Origin of the sequence: Burkholderia sp. AU30198, from assembly GCF_020419825.1 — a bacterium.
Taxonomy (GTDB): Bacteria; Pseudomonadota; Gammaproteobacteria; order Burkholderiales; family Burkholderiaceae; genus Burkholderia.
The window spans coordinates 88,464-106,377 of sequence record NZ_JAIZSA010000013.1 but is presented as its reverse complement, the minus strand read 5'-3'; the positions used below and the strand labels follow the sequence as shown (position 1 = coordinate 106,377).

17 protein-coding genes are annotated in these 17,914 nt (G+C 68.6%); 5 read left to right on the top strand and 12 right to left on the bottom strand.

What is annotated here, in order from left to right:
- Positions 1-2 precede the first annotated feature (2 nt).
- The gene (gene cynR, locus LGN19_RS26065; protein ID WP_226217880.1) at positions 3-893 is read right to left on the bottom strand and encodes a transcriptional regulator CynR; all 891 of its coding nucleotides are present in this window, start codon (positions 891-893) and stop codon (positions 3-5) included.
- A 312-nt stretch (positions 894-1,205) separates the two neighbouring features.
- On the opposite strand from cynR, the gene LGN19_RS26060 reads away from it, so the two are divergent.
- Positions 1,206-2,405, top strand: a complete 1,200-nt coding sequence (locus LGN19_RS26060) for an MFS transporter (RefSeq protein ID WP_226217878.1) — start codon at positions 1,206-1,208, stop codon at positions 2,403-2,405.
- Between the two features lie 344 nt (positions 2,406-2,749).
- On the opposite strand, the gene LGN19_RS26055 is transcribed toward LGN19_RS26060, so the two are convergent.
- The 4 genes from LGN19_RS26055 to LGN19_RS26040 all read right to left on the bottom strand — a co-directional run bounded on the left by LGN19_RS26055 (position 2,750) and on the right by LGN19_RS26040 (position 7,216).
- Positions 2,750-3,808 (bottom strand): L-idonate 5-dehydrogenase, encoded by a 1,059-nt coding sequence (locus LGN19_RS26055; RefSeq protein WP_175021577.1) that lies wholly within the window; start codon positions 3,806-3,808, stop codon positions 2,750-2,752.
- 10 nt (positions 3,809-3,818) lie between these two features.
- Positions 3,819-4,775, bottom strand: a complete 957-nt coding sequence (locus tag LGN19_RS26050; RefSeq protein WP_175222953.1) for a 2-hydroxyacid dehydrogenase — start codon at positions 4,773-4,775, stop codon at positions 3,819-3,821.
- A 69-nt stretch (positions 4,776-4,844) separates the two neighbouring features.
- Positions 4,845-6,293: an MFS transporter gene (locus LGN19_RS26045; RefSeq protein WP_174960402.1), complete on the bottom strand. Its 1,449-nt coding sequence runs from the start codon at positions 6,291-6,293 to the stop codon at positions 4,845-4,847.
- A gap of 149 nt (positions 6,294-6,442) precedes the next feature.
- Entirely contained in the window at positions 6,443-7,216 is a 774-nt protein-coding gene (locus LGN19_RS26040) for an SDR family NAD(P)-dependent oxidoreductase (protein ID WP_122946597.1), read from the bottom strand.
- A 151-nt stretch (positions 7,217-7,367) separates the two neighbouring features.
- Here LGN19_RS26040 and LGN19_RS26035 point away from each other — a divergent pair, with 151 nt between their 5' ends.
- Positions 7,368-8,270, top strand: a complete 903-nt coding sequence (locus LGN19_RS26035) for a LysR substrate-binding domain-containing protein (RefSeq protein WP_226217876.1) — start codon at positions 7,368-7,370, stop codon at positions 8,268-8,270.
- 76 nt (positions 8,271-8,346) lie between these two features.
- Here LGN19_RS26035 and gap read toward each other — a convergent pair whose 3' ends face one another.
- Entirely contained in the window at positions 8,347-9,357 is a 1,011-nt protein-coding gene (gene gap / locus LGN19_RS26030) for a type I glyceraldehyde-3-phosphate dehydrogenase (RefSeq protein WP_174916851.1), read from the bottom strand.
- Positions 9,358-9,445: 88 nt separating this feature from the next.
- Positions 9,446-11,518, bottom strand: coding sequence for a transketolase (gene tkt, locus LGN19_RS26025; RefSeq protein WP_226217875.1), 2,073 nt, complete (start codon positions 11,516-11,518; stop codon positions 9,446-9,448).
- 216 nt (positions 11,519-11,734) lie between these two features.
- On the opposite strand from tkt, the gene speE reads away from it, so the two are divergent.
- The 3 genes from speE to LGN19_RS26010 all read left to right on the top strand — a co-directional run bounded on the left by speE (position 11,735) and on the right by LGN19_RS26010 (position 13,956).
- Positions 11,735-12,592 carry a polyamine aminopropyltransferase gene (gene speE, locus LGN19_RS26020; RefSeq protein ID WP_226217873.1) on the top strand — a complete coding sequence of 286 codons (858 nt, stop codon included), beginning with the start codon at positions 11,735-11,737 and terminating at the stop codon, positions 12,590-12,592.
- Positions 12,593-12,754: 162 nt separating this feature from the next.
- The gene (locus LGN19_RS26015) at positions 12,755-13,171 is read left to right on the top strand and encodes a VOC family protein (RefSeq protein WP_174960410.1); all 417 of its coding nucleotides are present in this window, start codon (positions 12,755-12,757) and stop codon (positions 13,169-13,171) included.
- Positions 13,172-13,188: 17 nt separating this feature from the next.
- Entirely contained in the window at positions 13,189-13,956 is a 768-nt protein-coding gene (locus LGN19_RS26010) for a 16S rRNA (uracil(1498)-N(3))-methyltransferase (RefSeq protein ID WP_122944448.1), read from the top strand.
- Between the two features lie 57 nt (positions 13,957-14,013).
- On the opposite strand, the gene LGN19_RS26005 is transcribed toward LGN19_RS26010, so the two are convergent.
- The 5 genes from LGN19_RS26005 to LGN19_RS25985 all read right to left on the bottom strand — a co-directional run bounded on the left by LGN19_RS26005 (position 14,014) and on the right by LGN19_RS25985 (position 17,669).
- A complete protein-coding gene (locus LGN19_RS26005; RefSeq protein WP_226217871.1) occupies positions 14,014-14,844 on the bottom strand; it encodes a hypothetical protein in 831 nt (276 codons plus the stop codon).
- A 76-nt stretch (positions 14,845-14,920) separates the two neighbouring features.
- Positions 14,921-15,664 carry a hypothetical protein gene (locus LGN19_RS26000; RefSeq protein ID WP_226217869.1) on the bottom strand — a complete coding sequence of 248 codons (744 nt, stop codon included), beginning with the start codon at positions 15,662-15,664 and terminating at the stop codon, positions 14,921-14,923.
- Positions 15,665-15,711: 47 nt separating this feature from the next.
- Complete coding sequence (locus tag LGN19_RS25995; RefSeq protein ID WP_226217867.1) at positions 15,712-16,449, bottom strand: hypothetical protein; 738 nt, start codon at positions 16,447-16,449, stop codon at positions 15,712-15,714.
- Between the two features lie 208 nt (positions 16,450-16,657).
- Complete coding sequence (locus tag LGN19_RS25990; protein WP_122944444.1) at positions 16,658-17,221, bottom strand: barstar family protein; 564 nt, start codon at positions 17,219-17,221, stop codon at positions 16,658-16,660.
- Positions 17,222-17,237: 16 nt separating this feature from the next.
- The gene (locus tag LGN19_RS25985; protein WP_006476946.1) at positions 17,238-17,669 is read right to left on the bottom strand and encodes a ribonuclease domain-containing protein; all 432 of its coding nucleotides are present in this window, start codon (positions 17,667-17,669) and stop codon (positions 17,238-17,240) included.
- Positions 17,670-17,914 lie beyond the last annotated feature (245 nt).

Below are 17,914 nucleotides of genomic sequence, written 5' to 3'. Positions count from 1 at the left end.
GGTCACCCTCCCGACGGATCGCGATACGCGAGCGCACGCTCGATGAACGCGCGCGCCGCGACGCTGCGATACGCGCCCTTGCGTGTCAGCAGCGCAGCCGTGCGAGCGGGCAGCGGCGGATCGATCTCCAGCGCGCACAGGTCGGCGCTCTCGCGCGCGACCGCGTCGGGCAGCACCGTCGCGAGCCGGCCGCACCGCACGAGTTCCAGCACCGCGCTGACCGTATTCGTCTCGATCGCGATCTTCGGCTGCGCGCCGTGCTCGATGAAATACCGGTCGATGCTTTCGCGCGTCGCGAACGCGCGGCTCAGCAGCACCAGCGGCTCGCCGCCGAGCTCGGCCGGCGTCAGCGCACGGCGCCGCCGCGCGAGACGATGCGTGCGGCCCGTCACGAGCGCAAGCGGCTCGTCCCACAGCGGCAGCGCGTCGATGTCCGGCGCACGTGGCGGCATGAACGCGAAGCCCGCGTCGAGCCGGTCGTCGGCGAGCAGCGCCTCGATGCGTTCCTGCGGCATCGCATCGATCGTCAGCGCGACGTTCGGATAGTCGGCATGGAACGCGTCGATCAGCGAGCCGCTCAGGTAGGCCGCGAAGGTCGGCATCATCGCGAGCCGCAACGACCCGCTGCCGAGATCGGCGACGTCGTGCAGCGCGCGCTGCCCCGTATCGAGCTCGTGCAGCGCGGCGCGCGCGTGGCGCGCATAGACCTCGCCAAACTCGGTGAGCTGCACCGTGCGGCCCGAGCGGTCGAACAACTGCACGCCGAGCGTTTCCTCGAGCTGGCGGATCTGCTGCGACAGCGTCGGCTGCGAGACGTGCAGCGCGTCGGCCGCGCGCGTGAAACTGCGCTGCTCGGCGACGGCCAGGAAATAGCGGATGTGGCGGAGGAGCATGGCGGCCGACGTATTGGTTTTACCAATGAAGACCATAACGATCCAGTCTTGGACGCTATGATTCGATTCCCGCATCATACGCACATCCGCTCCCGTGCATCACCGCTGTCACCGCACCGGAACGGCTCGCCCGGGCCCGCCCTGCCTCCGCCCGCCGCACGACGATCCGCCGCCCGCCCGATCCGGGCCCGGCCGCGATCCGCCCGGCGCGCATCGGCTCACCGCCGATCCGTCGACGCCGGCCCCGATTTCCGTCACCCCGCGCAACCGACGGCCCCGTGCCGCCGGCCGGCGCCGCTGTTTTTCGCGACCATGGAACCGCATCACGACACCCATCCTCCCCTGACCCGCGGCATGACGCTGCTGTTCGCCTGCGCGTGCGGCATCGTCATCGGCAACATCTACTATGCGCAGCCGCTGCTCGCTGCGATCGCACGCAGCTTCGGGCGCGCACCGACCGAGCTCGGCTATCTCGTCACGCTGACGCAGCTCGGCTATGCGGCGAGCCTGCTGCTGATCGTCCCGCTCGGCGACGCGGTCAACCGTCATACGCTGATCGTGCGGCTGCTGATGCTCAACGTCGTCGCGCTGGTCGCGGTCACGTTCAGCACCAACTTCACGATGTTCGTCGTCGCGAACGTCGCAGTCGGCTTCGTCACCTGTTCGACACAGCTGCTCGTGCCGTTCGCCGCCTCGCTCGCCGACGCGCGCTCGCGCGGCCGCGCGGTCGGCACCGTGATGAGCGGGCTGCTGCTCGGCATCCTGCTCGCGCGCGTCGCGGCCGGGGCGATCGCCGACGGGTTCGGCTGGCGTGCGGTGTACGGCATCGCCGCGGTGATGGTGGCGGCGCTGACCGCCGTGCTCGCCGTGAAGCTGCCGAAGGATCGCCGCGACGCGCGCCTCGACTATGCGGCGCTGATGAAGTCGCTCGTCGCGCTGGTGCGCGCGCAACCGCTGATCGCGCTGCGCTCGACCTACGGCGCGCTCGTGTTCGCGTGCTTCAGCCTGCTGTGGACGGGCCTCACGTTCCTGCTGAGCCAGCCGCCGTACAGCTATTCCGAAGGGCAGATCGGCCTGTTCGGGATCGTCGGCGCGGTGGGCGCGCTCGCGGCGACATCGGCCGGCCGGCTGGTCGATCGCGGCCACGGCAATGCGGCGACGGGGCTGTTCGCGGCGGCCGTGCTCGCGTCGTTCGCGCTGATCGCCACCGGCGCGCACTCGCTCGCGGCACTGATCGCGGGCATCCTGCTGCTCGACGTCGGCGTGCAGGGCATGCACATCTCGAACCAGAGCGTGATCTATGCGCTGGCCGGCAACGCGCGCAGCCGCGTGACGACGATCTACCTGACGAGCTACTTCATCGGCGGTGCGTTCGGGTCGTTCGCGGCGAGCGTCGCGTACGGCATCGACGGCTGGCGCGGTGTGTGCGTCGCGGGCGCGGCGCTCGCGGGCGTGCTGATCGCGTTGTGGCTCGCGTCGCAGCGCGTCGGCGTGCGGCAGGTCACGCAGTGACGCCGTAGCGCGTTTGCGCAGCACGACGAAAAAAGCACGCCCCGCAAACCGCGGGCGTGCTGATCGCGTTGTGGCTCGCGTCGCAGCGCGTCGGCGCGCGGCAGGTCACGCAGTGACGCCGTAGTGCGTTTGCGCAGCACGACGAAAAAAGCACGCCCCGCAAACCGCGGGTGTGCTGATCGCCTTGTGGCTCGCGTCGCAGCGCGTCGGCGTGCGGCAGATCACGCAGTGATGCGGTAGCGCGTTTGCGCAGCACGACGAAAAAAGGCACGCCCCGCGAACCGCGGGCGTGCCTTTTTTACGATGGCGTCGAGACCGTCGCGCGAAAGCGCGTGACCGTGACGTCAAGCAGCCTCGTCCGCGAAGTCGATCAGCACCTTCATCGCACGCTGCCGGTCGCCGGCCAGTTCGAACGCGAGGTTCGCGTCGCGCATCGGGAACACGCGCGTGACGGCCGGCCGCAGGTCGACGCGCCCCGCGTTGATCAGCTGCACCGCGAGCGCGAATTCCGCGTGGAAGCGGAACGATCCGCAGATCGACAACTCCTTCGCGACCACGACGTTCTGCGGCAGGCTGACATCGCCGCCGAGCCCGAGCTGCACGACGACCCCGCGCGGACGCATCACGTCCAGCCCGTCGCGCAGCGCACGCGCATTGCCCGAACATTCGATCATCACGTCGAACGTGCCCTTGTCGGCGCCGTAACGCTCGACCCATCCGGTATCGACCGCCGCATTGATCGTGCGGTCGGCGCCGAGCGCGCTCGCCACTTCCAGCGGCGCCTCGACGACGTCGGTCGCGACGATCTCCGCCGCGCCATGCACGCGCGCCGCCGCGACCGCCAGCACGCCGATCGGCCCACAGCCCGACACGAGCACGCGCTTGCCGATCAGCGGGCCCGCGCGCGACACCGCATGCAGCCCGACCGCGAACGGTTCGGCGAGCGCCGCGAGCGACAGCGGCACGTGATCGGCAACCTTCACGCACTGCACGGCGTCGCACACGAGCGCGTTGCGGAAGGCGCCCTGCACGTGCGGCATCCGCATCGCGCTGCCGTAGAAGCGCATGTCGAGACACTGGTTCGGCAGCCCTTCGAGGCAGTAGCGGCACGCGCCGCACGGCCGGCTCGGATTGACCGCGACGCGATCGCCGACCTTCACCGACGTCACGTCCGGCGCCACTTCCGCGACCGTGCCGGCCACCTCGTGGCCGAGCACCATCGGCTGCTGCAGCCGGATCGCACCGAAGCCGCCGTGCCGGAAGTAATGAAGATCGGAGCCGCAGATGCCGCCCATCGCGACATCGACGCGCACCTGGCCCGGGCCGATCTCGCCCGGATCCTGCTCTTCCACCCGCAGGTCGTTCGGCCCGTGGATCACGACGCACATGCAACGCATACGCATGACAGCCTCCTCAGGCGACCGGCGTGACCAGCGGCGCGCCGGCGAAGTGCGCGGCGAGGTTGTCGCGCACGAGCCAGCCCATCGCCTGGCGTGTCTCGATCGTACCGCTCGCATGGTGCGGCTGCAGCAGCACGTTCGGCAACGCGAGGAAACGCGGGTCGATGTTCGGTTCGTTCCAGAACACGTCGAGCGCGGCACCGGCGATCGCGCCACGCTCGAGCGCGTCGAGCAGCGCCGGTTCGTCGACGGTCGTGCCGCGCGACACGTTCACCAGATAGCCTTGCGGCCCGAGCGCGTCGAGCACGGCGGCGTCGACGAGGTGGCGCGTCGTCGGCCCGCCCGCGAGCGTGACGATCAGCAGGTCGCACCAGCTGGCGAGCGCCGCAAGGTCGCCGAAGAAGCGGTGCGGGCTGTCCTCGCGAGGCGCGACGTCGAAGTAGCCGAGCTCGACGTCGAAACCCGACAGCCGGCGCGCGAGCGTCGAGCCGATCCGGCCGAAGCCGACCACGCCGACACGCTTGCCGTAAAGCCGCGTGACGAGCGGCATGTCGCCGTCGCGCCATGCGCCAGAACGCACGTACGCGTCGCCGGCGCCGATGCGGCGCATCATCGCGAGTGCGAGCCCGACGCCGAGGTCGGCCACGTCGCCGGTCAGCACGTCGGGCGTGTTCGTTACGCGGATGCCACGTGCACGCGCGGCGGCGAGATCGATCGCATCGGTGCCGACGCCGTAGCACGCGATGATCTCGAGCTTCGGCAGCGCGGCGATCAGCTCGGCATTCGCGCCGAGATCGCCGCGCGTCGCGATCGCGCGCACGCCGGCGCCGTGTTCGGCGAGGAACGCCGCGCGGTCGGCGGCCTCCCACAACCGGTGGACGTCGTAGCCGGCCGACAGCCATGCGTCGTCCCACGGCTGGTAAGGGCCCGTCATCAGCAGTTCGGGCCGCTGGGTCGATTCGTGCGCCATCTGCGCTTGCTCCTGTCGAGGTGAGTTGAATGCGAAAGCGTGCCGGGCCGCGTCAGCCGCCCGGCGTGTTCATGCGTGCCGGGCGAGCGCATCGGCGTCCGGTGCCGGCGCCGCCTGTGCCGCGTCGAGCGGATCGTCGAGATCGCGGTTCAGCGTTTCCGGCATCCGCGACGTCGTGAACAGCGTGATCAGCGTCAGCACCACCAGGTAGGCGGCGATCGGCACCCAGGCGCGCACGCCGGCCGTGTGGTCGCCGCCGTGCAGCGCGATCACGGTCGCGATGATCGTCGCGCCGACGAGCGGCGCGATCCCGCCCGCGAGCACGGCCGATACCTCGCGCGAGAACGACACGCCCATGTAGCGATGGCGCGCGCCGAACAGTTCGGGCAGCAGCGCGGCCTGCGCGCCGAGCATCCCCCAGTTCGCGAAGCCCTGCGCGACCGAGATCGCGATGACGCTCGCGACCACGTTCCCCTGGCTGAAGATCCACCACACCGGGAACGCGAGCGCGAGTTGCAGCCACGCGAACGTGCGATACACCCGCACGCGGCCGAAGCGGTCGCTCAGGCGCCCCGCCAGCGGCACCGTGCACGCGCCGACGGTCGCTGCGCACACCAGCGCCAGCGCGCCGATCGGCCCCTTCATCCCGATCACGCCGGCGAGATAGCTGACGGCGAGCGCCTGGTAGATCGACGAGCCGCCGTTCTCGGCCATCCGCAGGCCGATGCCGATCAGCAGCGAGCGCTTCGAATGCTGCACGGCGCTCTTCAGCGGATTCGCGAGGACCTGCGCACGCTTCTCGAGCCGCACGAAAGTCGGCGACTCGTGCAGCCGCACGCGCATGTAGATCCCGACCGCGACGATCACCGCGCTGAACAGGAACGGCACGCGCCAGCCCCAGCCGTCGGTGACGCGATCGATGTTCGCGAGCAGCAGGAAATAGACGGCCGCCGCGAGCACCGTGCCGAGCTGGATGCCGAGGAACGGCAGCGACGCATAGAAGCCGCGCTTGCCCGGCGGCGCATATTCGGTCATCAGCACCGCGGCGCCGGCCTGCTCCGCACCGGCACCGAGGCCCTGCAGGATGCGCAGCAGGATCAGCAGCGCGGGTGCCCAGTAGCCGGCCGTCGCGAAGGTCGGCAGCACACCGATCAGCGTGCTCGCGACGCCCATCAGCAGCACCGTCGCGGTCAGGACGAACTTGCGGCCGATCCGGTCGCCGAGCACACCAAACACGACGCCGCCGAGCGGGCGCACCGCGAAGCCGACGAAGTAGGTGCCGAAGCTCGCGATCAGCCGCATCTCGGCGGTCTGCGCGGGAAAGAACAGCGGCCCGAACACCAGTGCCGACGCGAGCGTGTACAACGCGAAATCGTAGTATTCGAGCGCGCTGCCGAGCGAGCAGGTCCATGCCGCGCGGTTGAGCTGCTTCGTGTCGACGCCGCGGCGCTCGACGGTGTCACCCGGCGTGCCGGACCCTGCATCGTGCCGCGCGGGCGGCGGGGAAATGCGATCCATCGTTGTCTCCTGTCTCCTGCCTTCCGTTCCGGAACCCGGCGCCATCGCGCCGGGACATCGGCCCGCTCGTCTGGCGGGCTCTTCTGGGAATTCGGATGCCGGCGCGAGCCGGCGCGACGGTGCTGCGCACACGGCGCAAGCACCGCCGCTCAGACGGCGCTGGTCAGCCCGCCGTCGACGAACAGCGTCTGGCCGTTCACGAAATCGGATGCGGCCGACGCGAGGAAGATCGCCGCCCCACACAGCTCGTCGACGCGCCCCCAGCGGCCGGCCGGCGTGCGCTTGCACAGCCAGTCCGAGAACGCCGCGTCATCGACCAGCGCGCGATTCAGTTCGGTTTCGAAATAGCCGGGCGCAAGGCCGTTCGCCTGGATGCCGTGGCGCGCCCAGTCGGCGCACATCCCTTTCGTCAGCATCCGCACCGCGCCCTTGGTCGCCGCATACGGCGCGATCGTCGGCCGCGCGAGCTCGCTCTGCACCGAGCAGATGTTGATGATCTTCCCGCGGCCGCGCGCGATCATGTGGCGCGCGACGGCCTGGGCGACGTTGAACACGCCGTCGAGGTTCACGCGCATCAGCGCCTGCCAGTCGTCCGGCTCGAATGCGTCGAGCGGCGCGCGGCGCTGGATGCCCGCGTTGTTCACGAGGATGTCGATCGCGCCGATGCGCGCCTCGAAATCGTCGATCGCCGCGCGTACCTGCGCGTGCTCGGTGACGTCGAACACCGCGTAGTCGGCCGTGAAGCCTTCCTCGCGCAGGTGCCGCACGAGCGTCGCGGCCTTCTCCTCATTGCGATCATTGATGACGATCGCCGCCCCTGCTTCGGCCAGCCCGCGGGCGAGCGTCAGCCCGATCCCGCGTCCGGAACCCGTGATCAGTGCGCGGCGGCCGTCGAGGCGGAACCGGTCAAGCGCGTTGGTCATGTGTGTCTCCTCATACCAGTCGAGCCGACGGCCCATCGCGGCCGGTCTCGCGTTGACGGTATCTTCGGCCGCCGGCCGGGCGCCGCGCCAATGGTCTTTTTTGATCCGGTTATCATGGAATCTGATTACCACCCTCGCCTGCCCGCCGCCCATGGAACTCAAGCAATTGCGCGCCTTCGTCACGCTCGCGGAAGAGCTGCATTTCGGGCGCGCCGCGCAGCGCCTGTTCATCGTGCAGCCCGCGCTGAGCATGCAGATCAAGGCGCTCGAGGAGGAGCTCGGCGCGCGCCTGTTCGAGCGCGACCGGCACAAGGTCGAACTGAGCGATACGGGGCGCGTGTTCCTGCCCGAAGCGCGCGCGACGCTGCAGCAGGCCGCGCGCGCGGAACAGATGGCGCGGCTGTCGAGCCGCGGCGAGATCGGCACGCTGCGAATCGCGTTCGTGTCGTCGGTGCTGCCCGTGCTGCTGCCGGCCGTGCTGCGCACGATGCGCGAGCGCTATCCGCTGATCACGCTCGAACTGAAGGACCTGCCGACGCCCGACCAGATCGCCGCGCTGCGCGACCGGCGGATCGATTTCGGGATGATCCGGCTGCCGGCCGCGTATGCGGGCATCGACACGCGCGTGGTGCTGGAGGAGGGCTTCGTCGTCGCGCTGCCGCTCGACCATCCGCTCGCCGCGCACGATGCGATCTCGCCGGCCGCGCTGCGCGGCCAGCCCGCGTTCGTGCTCGCGCGCCGCTACGCGCCCGGCTTTCACGACGACATGCTGCTCGCGCTGAGCCGCGCGGGCACGACGCTCGAAATTGCGCAGGAGTTCGGAGAATTCACGACGATGCTCGCGCTCGTCGCGGCGGGGATGGGAATCGGGCTGATTCCGGCGGAAGCCGCCAGCGCGCTGCCGCCGAACGTGCTCGCGCGGCCGCTCGACCTGGCCGGGCACCGCACCGGCATCGGTCTCGCGTGGACCGATCTCGACAGCCCGCTGAAGCGCGCGTTCGTCACCGCGCTCGAGCAGGTGACGGCAGCATCAAGCAATAACCGCGGGCAATAAAAAAGCCCGGCCGGAAAACCGGGCCGGGCTCGTTCGCTACGCAGGCCGCCTTGCGGCGGCCGCGCAACGTGCGGGATTACTTCGCGTTCGCGAACGCGACAGCCGTATCCAGCATGCGGTTCGAGAAACCCCACTCGTTGTCGTACCAGCTCGACACCTTCACGAGGCGGCCCGACACCTTGGTCAGCGTGGCGTCGAACGTCGACGAAGCCGGGTTGTGGTTGAAGTCGATCGACACCAGCGGTGCGGTGTTGTAGCCGAGGATGCCCTTCAGCGCGCCTTCCGATGCTTCCTTCATGATCGCGTTGACTTCCTCGACCGTCGTGTCGCGCTTCGCGATGAACGACAGGTCGACGATCGACACGTTGATCGTCGGGACGCGGATCGCGTAGCCGTCGAGCTTGCCGTTCAGTTCCGGCAGCACCAGGCCGACCGCCGAAGCAGCACCCGTCTTCGCCGGGATCTGGCTGTGCGTGGCCGAACGCGCGCGGCGCAGGTCTTCGTGATAGACGTCCGTCAACACCTGGTCGTTGGTGTAAGCGTGGATCGTCGTCATCAGGCCCGTTTCGAGGCCGATCTTGTCGTGCAGCGGCTTGACGAGCGGCGCGAGGCAGTTCGTCGTGCACGATGCGTTCGAGATGACGGTGTGCTCGGCCTTCAGCACGTTGTGGTTCACGCCGTAGACGATCGTTGCGTCGACGTCCTTGCCGCCCGGCGCCGAGATGATCACCTTCTTCGCGCCGCCCTTCAGGTGCGCGCTCGCCTTTTCCTTCGTCGTGAAGAAGCCCGTGCACTCCATCACGATGTCGACACCGAGCTCGCCCCACGGCAGTTCGGCCGGGTTGCGGTTCGCCAGCACGCGGATCCTGTCGCCGTTCACGATGAGGTAATCGCCGTCGACCGACACTTCGCCCGGGAACTTGCCGTGCGCGGTGTCGTACTGGGTCAGGTGCGCGTTGGTCTTCGCATCGCCCAGATCGTTGATCGCGACGATCTCGATGTCGTGCTTCTTGCCGTTCTCGTAGAACGCGCGCAGCGTGTTGCGGCCGATGCGGCCGTAGCCGTTGATTGCGACGCGAATCGTCATGGTCTATCTCCTGATGGCTGAAAAAAATTCGTTTCGTGCAGCTTCACGGTGCGACGCGCGCGAGGGGTAGCGCGCGTCGCGTATGCTTTTAGGCCAGCACGGCCTTGGCGGTCTCGACGACGTGCTCGACGGTGAAGCCGAAGTACTTGAACAGCACGCCGGCCGGCGCCGATTCACCGAACGTGTCGATCCCGACGACGCCGCCTTCGAGGCCGACGTACTTGTGCCAGAAGGCCGTCACGCCCGCTTCGATCGCGACGCGGCGCACGCCGTGCGGCAGCACGCGCTCACGGTACTCGGCGTCCTGGCGGTCGAACACGTTGGTCGACGGCATCGACACGACACGGGCCGCGATACCTTGCTGCGCGAGCGGTGCGACGGCCTTCATCGCCAGTTCGACTTCCGAGCCCGTCGCGATCAGGATGATCTTGCGCGCGACGATCTCTTCGTCCCAGTCCTTCAGCACGTAACCGCCCTTCTCGATGTTCGCGATCTGCGAATCGGTACGCGGGTTGAACGCGAGGTTCTGGCGGCTGAAGATCAGGCTCGACGGACGGTCGGCTGCGATCGCGTGGGTCCAGGCTACGGCCGTCTCGACCGTGTCGGCCGGACGCCACACGTCGTGGTTCGGGATCAGGCGCAGGCTCGATACGTGCTCGATCGACTGGTGCGTCGGGCCGTCTTCGCCGAGGCCGATCGAATCGTGCGTGAACACGAAGATCGACGGCAGCTTCATCAGCGCGGCCACGCGCAGCGCGTTGCGGCTGTAGTCGGAGAACGTCAGGAACGTGCCGCCGAACGGCTTGTGGCCGCCATGCAGCGCGAGGCCGTTGATCGCGGCGCTCATGCCGAATTCGCGCACGCCGTAGTTGATGTGGTTGCCCAGCTGGACGCCCGGGCCTTCCGGATTCGCACGGACGGCCTTCGACGCCTTCCAGTTGGTCAGGTTCGAACCGGTCAGGTCGGCCGAGCCGCCGAGCAACTCGGGCAGCGCGGCAGCCAGCCCTTCGATCGCCTGCTGCGACGCCTTGCGGGTCGCCACCGTCTCGCCGCGCTCGTTCGCGCCGGCGATGATCGCGGCAGCCTTCTGCGCCCAGTCGGCCGGCAGCTGGTTGGCCATGCGGCGCTCGAATTCGGCGGCTTCTGCCGGGAACTTGGCGCGATATGCAGCGAACGTCGCATCCCAGTCCGTTTCCGCGCGCTTGCCGGCTTCCTTCGCGTCCCATGCCGCATAGATTTCCTGCGGAATCACGAACGGCGCCCACGTCCAGCCGAGCGCTTCGCGCGTCTTCGCGATTTCTTCCGCGCCGAGCGCCGAGCCGTGCACGTCGTGGCCGCCGGCCTTGGTCGCCGCGCCCTGGCCGATCACCGTCTTGCAGCAGATCAGCGTCGGCTTGTCCGACAGCTTCGCCTTCGCGATGGCCGCGTCGACCGCGTCGACGTCATGGCCGTTCACGTGCGGGATCACGTTCCAGCCGTAGGCTTCGAAACGCTTCGGGGTGTCGTCGTGGAACCAGTTCACGACGTCGCCGTCGATCGAGATGCCGTTGTCGTCGTACAGCGCGATCAGCTTGTTCAGCTTCAGCGTGCCGGCGAGCGAGCAGGCTTCGTGCGAGATGCCTTCCATCAGGCAGCCGTCGCCGAGGAACACGTACGTGTGGTGATCGACGATCTTCGCGCCGTCACGGTTGAACTCGTCGGCCATCAGCGCTTCGCCGAGCGCCATGCCGACCGCGTTCGCGAGACCCTGGCCGAGCGGGCCGGTGGTCGTCTCGACGCCCGGCGTGATGCCGTATTCCGGGTGGCCCGGCGTCTTCGAGTGCAGTTGGCGGAAGTTCTTCAGCTCTTCCATCGGCAGGTCGTAGCCGGTCAGGTGCAGCAGCGAGTACAGCAGCATCGAGCCATGGCCGTTCGACAGCACGAAGCGGTCGCGGTCTGCCCAGTGCGGGTTCGTCGGGTTGTGCTTCAGATGACGCGACCAGAGCGCGACGCCGATTTCGGCCATGCCCATCGGCATGCCGGGGTGGCCGGAGTTCGCTTGCTGGACGGCGTCCATTGCGAGCGCACGGATCGCGTTGGCCATCAGGGTGGTGGAGGCGGGAGACGAAGTCGTCATGTCGAGTCCGGAGATCGAGTCGAGGAAACGGGGGCACGGCGGCATCCGGAAGCTCGAGCGTCGATCGTTCCCGGCGCGCGGTGCGGCGCCTGACGGACGCGAAGCGGACGGAGCCTACGGACGGGGCTGCAAAGCTCGTCATTTTAACAGATGGGCTGACATTTCCCTTGTCTGTGCACAGTGTTCCGGCACGGTTTTCCGTCAAACCGCCCGCCTCCTATAATTCAGACGTCGGAACTGCCTGCCCTGAGCCGCCCGCCCGTGAGCACCACGCTTCTCTTTCACCCTACGCCCGATGCCGCCTACGGCTTCCCGAACGCCCGGCGGCTCGCGCGCGTCGCGTCCCCGCACCAGCAGATCGAAGTCTGGGAGACCCCGCAGCTCGGCCGCCTGTTTACGCTGGACGGCCGGCCGATGACGTCGGTCGGCGACGAGTACGTCTATCACGAGTGCATGACGCACCCGGCCGCGCTCGCGCATCCGGCGCCGCGCCGGGCGCTCGTGCTCGGCGGCGGCGACGGCGGTGCAGCACGCCAGCTGCTCAAGCATGCGTGCATCGAGCGGATCGTGATCGCGGAACTCGACGACGAGGTGGTCGGGATGGCGCGCCGTTATCTCGACGACGTGCACCAGGGCGCGCTCGACGACCCGCGCGTCGAGGTCGTGATCGGCGACGCCGCACATTTCGTCGAGTCGACCGTCGAGCATTTCGAGCTCGTCGTGTTCGACCTCACACCGCCCGATTCGCCGGCGGCCGGCCTCTATACGCGCGAGTTCTACGGGCGGCTCAAGCGGATCCTGACACCGTGCGGCGCGATCTCGATGCACCTCGGCTCGCCGGTGTTCCACACGGCGCGCATCGCCGCACTGCTCGACGACCTGCGCGCGTGCTTCGCGGTCGTCGATCCGTTGTCCGCGCACGTGCCGTTGTACGGTTCGCAGTGGCTGATGGCGATCGCGAGCGACACGCTCGACGCGGCCGCGCTGTTCGCGCACGACATCGACGAACGGCTCGCCGCCCGCCGCGTCCAGGGCTTGCGCTACTACGACGCGCGGCTGCATGCGTCCCTGTTTGCCCTGCCGTGCGCGCTGCGCGATACACTGGGCGTCCGCCGCTGAACGTCCGGGCGACCGCCTCGCTTCCATTTTCCATCGCGTCCTCGCAGGATTCGTGATGCATCGCACCGGGGCGGAACACCCCGGACGCCCGCGCCGCCCCCTGAACGAACGCCGAAGCATGGAATCAGAGCACGTGCCGAAGCGCCCACACAGGAGATTTTCATGACCGATCCACGTCCGGCCAACGTGCCTTGGTTGACGCCCTACCTGGCCGTACGCAATGCGCGCGCGGCCATCGATTTCTTCAAGGCCGCATTCGGCTTCGAGCTGCGCGACGTGCACGACGAGGACGGCGCGATCATGCACGTCGAGATGGCGTACCGCGGCCAGCTGATCGTGATGTTCGCGCCCGAGGGCGCGTTCGGCTCGACCGCGCTCACACCGAAGAGCGCGAACGCCACCGCGCCGCAATCGTTCTACCTGTATGTCGACGACGTCGACGCCACCTGGCAGCGCGCGCTCGACGCGGGCGCGAAATCGCTGAGCGCACCGCAGGATCAGTTCTGGGGCGACCGGTTCGCACAGATCGAGGATCTCGACGGCTACCGGTGGGCACTCGGACACCGCCTCGACGCATGAACCACACCGCTACACGCATGAACGAAGCCACTACCACCGCGGCCGTGCCGCGCTTTTTCGTCGACGCGGCACTGCGCGCCGACGCCACGCTCGCGTTGCCGGCCGATGTCGCGCGCCACGCGCAGGTGCTGCGCCTGCAGCCCGGCGACGTGCTCGCGCTGTTCGACGGCACCGGCGGCCAGTACCGCGCGCGGCTCGTCGAGATCGACAAGCGCAGCGCGCTCGCGCAGATCGACACGTTCGACCCGGCCGAAGCCGAGCCGCCCTATCGCGTGACGCTTGCGCAAGGTATCGCCGGCGGCGACAAGATGGACTGGGTGATCGAGAAGGCCGTCGAGCTCGGCGTCGCGGCGGTCGTGCCGCTGTCGACCGCGCGCGGCGTCGTGAAGCTCACCGGCGAGCGCGCGGACAAGCGCGTCGCGCACTGGCGCGGCGTCGTGCGCGCGTCGTGCGAGCAGTGCGGGCGCAACCGCGTGCCCGACGTCGCGCAGGTCGCCGGCTTCAACGCGTGGCTCGATACGCTGCCGGCCGCGCCGGCCGACGGCGAGCTGCGGCTGCTGCTGTCGCCGCGCGCGAGCATTCCGTTCGCGTCGCTGCCCGACGCGCCGCCTGCGGCAACCGTCACGCTGCTGATCGGGCCGGAAGGCGGGCTGTCGCCCGACGAGGAAAACGCGGCGCGCGCACGCGGGTTCACCGCGCTGTCGCTTGGGCCTCGCGTGCTGCGCACCGAGACGGCCGGCGCGGCCGTGCTCGCCGCGCTTGCGGCGCGCTGGGGCGGGTGGTGATCGTGCGGCGCGGCCGGGCACACGCCGCGGCGTGACGTCGAGGCACGGCGCCAACCATCAGCGCGCCGCGCTCAACGGCTCGATGTCGATGACGGGAGAAGCCTGGAGCGCCGCCGTCAGCGCGTCGAGATTGTCTGCGTCGAGCGCGAGCGCCGGTGCGAAGATCCGCAGCTTCGGGGCCGGCGGCGTCGCCCGGATCGCCTTGATCAGCGGGCCGCGATAGCGCAGGTTCATCATCATCTGGACCGCCTGCACGATGCTGATCGGCCGGCCGTCATGCCGAAACGTGGCGGCATCCACCGTGTCGTTCCAGCCCTGGATGAAGCCACCCGCGTCGATCCGCGTGTTCAGGTCGATCCATCGCTGCTTCTTTGCGTCCGCGCTGTCGTCCGATGCCCGCAGCGCCTCGGATGCACGGCTCACGTCGGCATCGTGCTTCGCCCGCCATGCCATGTAGCCGAGCGCGAACACCATGTTGTCCGGCAGGATATCGTCGTCCAGCACCACGTCGAACAGGCGCCGCGGCGCCTGGTTCGCGACGAACGCCGGCGTCAGGATCCACACGCTCCCGTTGCGCAACGCGCCGGTCGTCCTGCCGAGCGCGGCGTCGCCGCTGTCGACCGCGATGCGCGTCAACAGCCCGGCCTCGACCAGCTCGTCCAGTTGCGTCGCCAGTGCCGGCGACGCGTGAATCGCGCCGGCCACCGCTGCATACTGGCCGGGCGTCGAGCGGGTGCGCAGATCGGCAAGCAGCCGTTCGACGGCAACATGCGCCGCCGGCGAAGCCGGCATCGGAGCCGGTTCGGTCGCGCCGGCGCCCGCAACGAGCGCGCCGCCGATCGAAACAACGGCTGCGGCAACCCGCAGCCCTCGCATGGAGATCCTCATCGTTCGCTCCCCGTTCGCTCCCCGTTCGCTGGCCCGGTGCGCCGGCGACGCGCGCCGACCGCCGGGATGCCCTCGCCTACTGATCGGCTTCGCCGCCCGATTTGCTGATCGGGTCGAGCAACGCGTCGACCAGCGGCGACAGCACGTCACCCGGGGAACCCGTGAGCCAGCCCGTTTCGTTCGTGCCGTACAGGTCGAGCTGCCCCGTCACCGTGCGGCCCATCGGCGCGTCGTCATAGACTTTCGCGATGCCCGTGAAATACGCCGTGATGAAGGCCGTCAGGGCCTTGTTGGTCTTCAGGCGCGGATTGCCGAGCTTCTCTTTCAGCGCATTCACGCCGGGCTCGACGTCCACGACGCGGCACGAAAAATCGACCGTCGCGATCGACTGACCCTCCACGTATTCGTTCGGCTTCTGCGTCGAACCGGTGGCCTTGCATTCGGAACGGGCCAGCCCCTGCTGATACGACGTGATCGACGCGCTGACCGGCCCGCGCAATGCGGAACGGGACTTGGGCGGCATTCTCGACAGCAAGCCGGTAACCAGGCGCTCGTGCATCGACTCGCCGAGCTTCGAGACGGCCGCCACGTCGAGCGCGTCCTTGCCGTCGAAGCGCGTGCGCATCGCATCGTTGAACTGCGCCGCCTTCGCGACGTCGCCATTGACGAAGGTACCGAGATACAGGTCGGTGGTCTGCTCGGGCGTCAGCACCGCCGCGTGCGCGGCACCGGTCGCGACGAGCACGGACAGCACGGCCACGCGGGTGGCGCGGAGCAACGGAAAACGCGCGCCGCGGCGCGCATGAAGGGAAACGTTCATCGGTCGGGTCATGAAGGGTTCGAATCGATCGGGCCGGCGTGGCGGCCTCATTGCTGGCTGGCGGCGACCGCTGCGACAACGGGGCCGGACAGCGCGTCGACGACGGGCTTCAGCAGGCTTTCGGGGCTGTCGGTCGTCCAGCCCTTGCTGTCCGAACCGACCATCTCCACCTGCCCCGTGATGCGCCGGCTGACCCGTGCGTCGTTGAACGCGCGCGCCACGCCAATGAACGCCGTCCTGGCCGCCGCGAAGCGCTGCTGGTCGGTCTTCGCGTCCTTGCCGGCCGTCATGACCGCGTCGCTCGGCGGCGTGACGTCGGGCACCTTGCATTCGAAACTGACCGTGGCGAGTTCCTGCCCCTTCCCGCCTGCACGCGGCGTGCGCTTCGCACCGGTGGCCTTGCATTGCGAGCGCCGCAACGCGCCCGTGTACGCGACCAGCATCGAGTCGAGCGACGGCGCCAGCGCCTCGCGCCCGTCATCCGACATCGCCGACATCACCTGCCCGAGCATCTGTTCGCGCATCTCGCCGTACATGTCGGCTGGCAGCAGCATGTTCTCGGCCTCCTTCGGATCGGCGCTCGCTCGTACCGTGGCGTTGAATTGCTCGACCTTGGCCGCGTCGTTGTTGACGATCGCGCCCAGATAAATGTCGAGGGTCTGTTCGGGCGTGAGCGACGCGGCCTGCGCGGCCAGCGGGATGCCGAGCGACAGTGCGCACGCGGCCAGCGCGTGCACGAGCGGGCGGCGCGCACGGGCGCGCGCCGCGAATCGGGTAGCGGTCATGGGAAGACGGCCCTCTCTCGAATGATTGGTGTTGTGCACCCGGCGCGGCGGCCGCGGCCGGGCTGACCGATTGTCGCGGAAAAAGGTACGCGATGAAAGGCTTTTGTCGGGCCAGATGCCGCGCGCGCAACACGCGCGGACGCAAAAAAGCCCGCTCGAGGCGGGCTTTTGACAGGGTGTGCCGGATCGGCCGCTGGCCGACGCGCGCTTACGCGAACGAGTAGAACACGCGGAACGCGACCTTGCGCTCGGCCCAGAATTCGGCCGCCTCGCGGAACACGTCGAGCAGCGTCTCGCGCCCTTCCTTGTCGAACTTCTGTGCGATCGGCAGCCCCTCGAGGACGATCACGAAACCGGGCTGCGTGCCGGCCTTCGCGACGAGGTCGGTCAGGGAGTCGTACAACGCGTCGTAGTTCTTCCCGAAATGCTTCGGGAACAGGAACGACGTCGCGATCGTTTCCATCACTTCCTGCTTCGACTGCGCGGCGCCGCAATACGCAAACAGGAAATGCTGGCCGAGCCGGCCGGCTTCGTCGGCGAGATCCTGCACGCGGAACGCGCGGATCGACTGCACGAGATTGGGTCGCACGGTCGTGAAAAGGCTCATAGGCTCCTCGTTCGATGAAAGCCCGGGCTCGGCTTCCTGTTGCTCCGGCGTGCCGCCGGCCTGCGCCGCCGCGTGCAGTTGAATCACGCGCTGAAACAGATTGCCGTCGCCGGCCGCGAACAGTTCCGCCGCCGCCGTTTCGTGCGCGTAGATGGAGTCGCTCATGCCATTCGTCCCGAAGTCATTCAACAATACGTTTAAAACTGTTGTAGTGGTCGCCCGTGTAATAACAGTTGTCGATCCGGCGCAATGGCCCGCCACAGACGATCCGGCGCGCGCCGCGATTGCGGGCCCGCGGCGTCGGTACCGTGTACTCATGGTAGTAGCCGCGCTTCGCTTTTGGCAGGATCCGCTCGCGGTTGCCAAACACGACGCCGTCTTTCTCGTACGGATAGGGACCGCCGGCGCCGATCAGGCCCAGCGTGGTCACGGCCTCGCGCGGAAGACTGGCGGTCGGAATCGTATCGAGCCCGCTCGCCGCCACATCGGCCGGAACGGCCTCCCGTGCGTAAGCGGCGGAAACCAGACTGCCCGTCGGCGTGCCGACGATACCCATCGCGAACATCGCGAAGACGGACGCGAGCGCGCCGTTGCGGAGCCACTTGCGTGCCATGAACCAGGGTTCCCGCTGTTAAATCAAGTAGTTGACGACCAACAAAGGCGTTAGCGTAGCGTTATTGGCCGCGCGAATCAATGTCCGTTTGGGAATCGAAAGGCCAGTGATACCCGGAATTGCGCATTTTTTACCGAAATCACACTACATTTATCTTACATAAGATAAAATGCAGGCGGCATCTCTGGCATGGCAAGACTCTGCCTCCTTGTCACGCCAGCTACGCTGAGTGGAGAGAGGTGCTG

Excerpts from the sequence above, each read along its gene's own strand:
- gap (WP_174916851.1), bottom strand. The coding sequence starts at position 9,357 with ATGACGATTCGCGTCGCAATCAACGGCTACGGCCGCATCGGCCGCAAC.
- cynR (WP_226217880.1), bottom strand. The coding sequence starts at position 893 with ATGCTCCTCCGCCACATCCGCTATTTCCTGGCCGTCGCCGAGCAGCGC.
- LGN19_RS26050 (WP_175222953.1), bottom strand. The coding sequence starts at position 4,775 with ATGGCGCACGAATCGACCCAGCGGCCCGAACTGCTGATGACGGGCCCT.
- LGN19_RS26000 (WP_226217869.1), bottom strand. The coding sequence starts at position 15,664 with ATGAACGTTTCCCTTCATGCGCGCCGCGGCGCGCGTTTTCCGTTGCTC.
- LGN19_RS25990 (WP_122944444.1), bottom strand. The coding sequence starts at position 17,221 with ATGAGCGACTCCATCTACGCGCACGAAACGGCGGCGGCGGAACTGTTC.
- LGN19_RS26060 (WP_226217878.1), top strand. The coding sequence starts at position 1,206 with ATGGAACCGCATCACGACACCCATCCTCCCCTGACCCGCGGCATGACG.
- LGN19_RS26055 (WP_175021577.1), bottom strand. The coding sequence starts at position 3,808 with ATGCGTATGCGTTGCATGTGCGTCGTGATCCACGGGCCGAACGACCTG.
- LGN19_RS25995 (WP_226217867.1), bottom strand. The coding sequence starts at position 16,449 with ATGACCGCTACCCGATTCGCGGCGCGCGCCCGTGCGCGCCGCCCGCTC.
- LGN19_RS26010 (WP_122944448.1), top strand. The coding sequence starts at position 13,189 with ATGAACGAAGCCACTACCACCGCGGCCGTGCCGCGCTTTTTCGTCGAC.
- LGN19_RS26040 (WP_122946597.1), bottom strand. The coding sequence starts at position 7,216 with ATGACCAACGCGCTTGACCGGTTCCGCCTCGACGGCCGCCGCGCACTG.
- LGN19_RS26045 (WP_174960402.1), bottom strand. The coding sequence starts at position 6,293 with ATGGATCGCATTTCCCCGCCGCCCGCGCGGCACGATGCAGGGTCCGGC.
- LGN19_RS26015 (WP_174960410.1), top strand. The coding sequence starts at position 12,755 with ATGACCGATCCACGTCCGGCCAACGTGCCTTGGTTGACGCCCTACCTG.
- tkt (WP_226217875.1), bottom strand. The coding sequence starts at position 11,518 with ATGCCGCCGTGCCCCCGTTTCCTCGACTCGATCTCCGGACTCGACATG.
- LGN19_RS26035 (WP_226217876.1), top strand. The coding sequence starts at position 7,368 with ATGGAACTCAAGCAATTGCGCGCCTTCGTCACGCTCGCGGAAGAGCTG.
- LGN19_RS25985 (WP_006476946.1), bottom strand. The coding sequence starts at position 17,669 with ATGGCACGCAAGTGGCTCCGCAACGGCGCGCTCGCGTCCGTCTTCGCG.
- LGN19_RS26005 (WP_226217871.1), bottom strand. The coding sequence starts at position 14,844 with ATGAGGATCTCCATGCGAGGGCTGCGGGTTGCCGCAGCCGTTGTTTCG.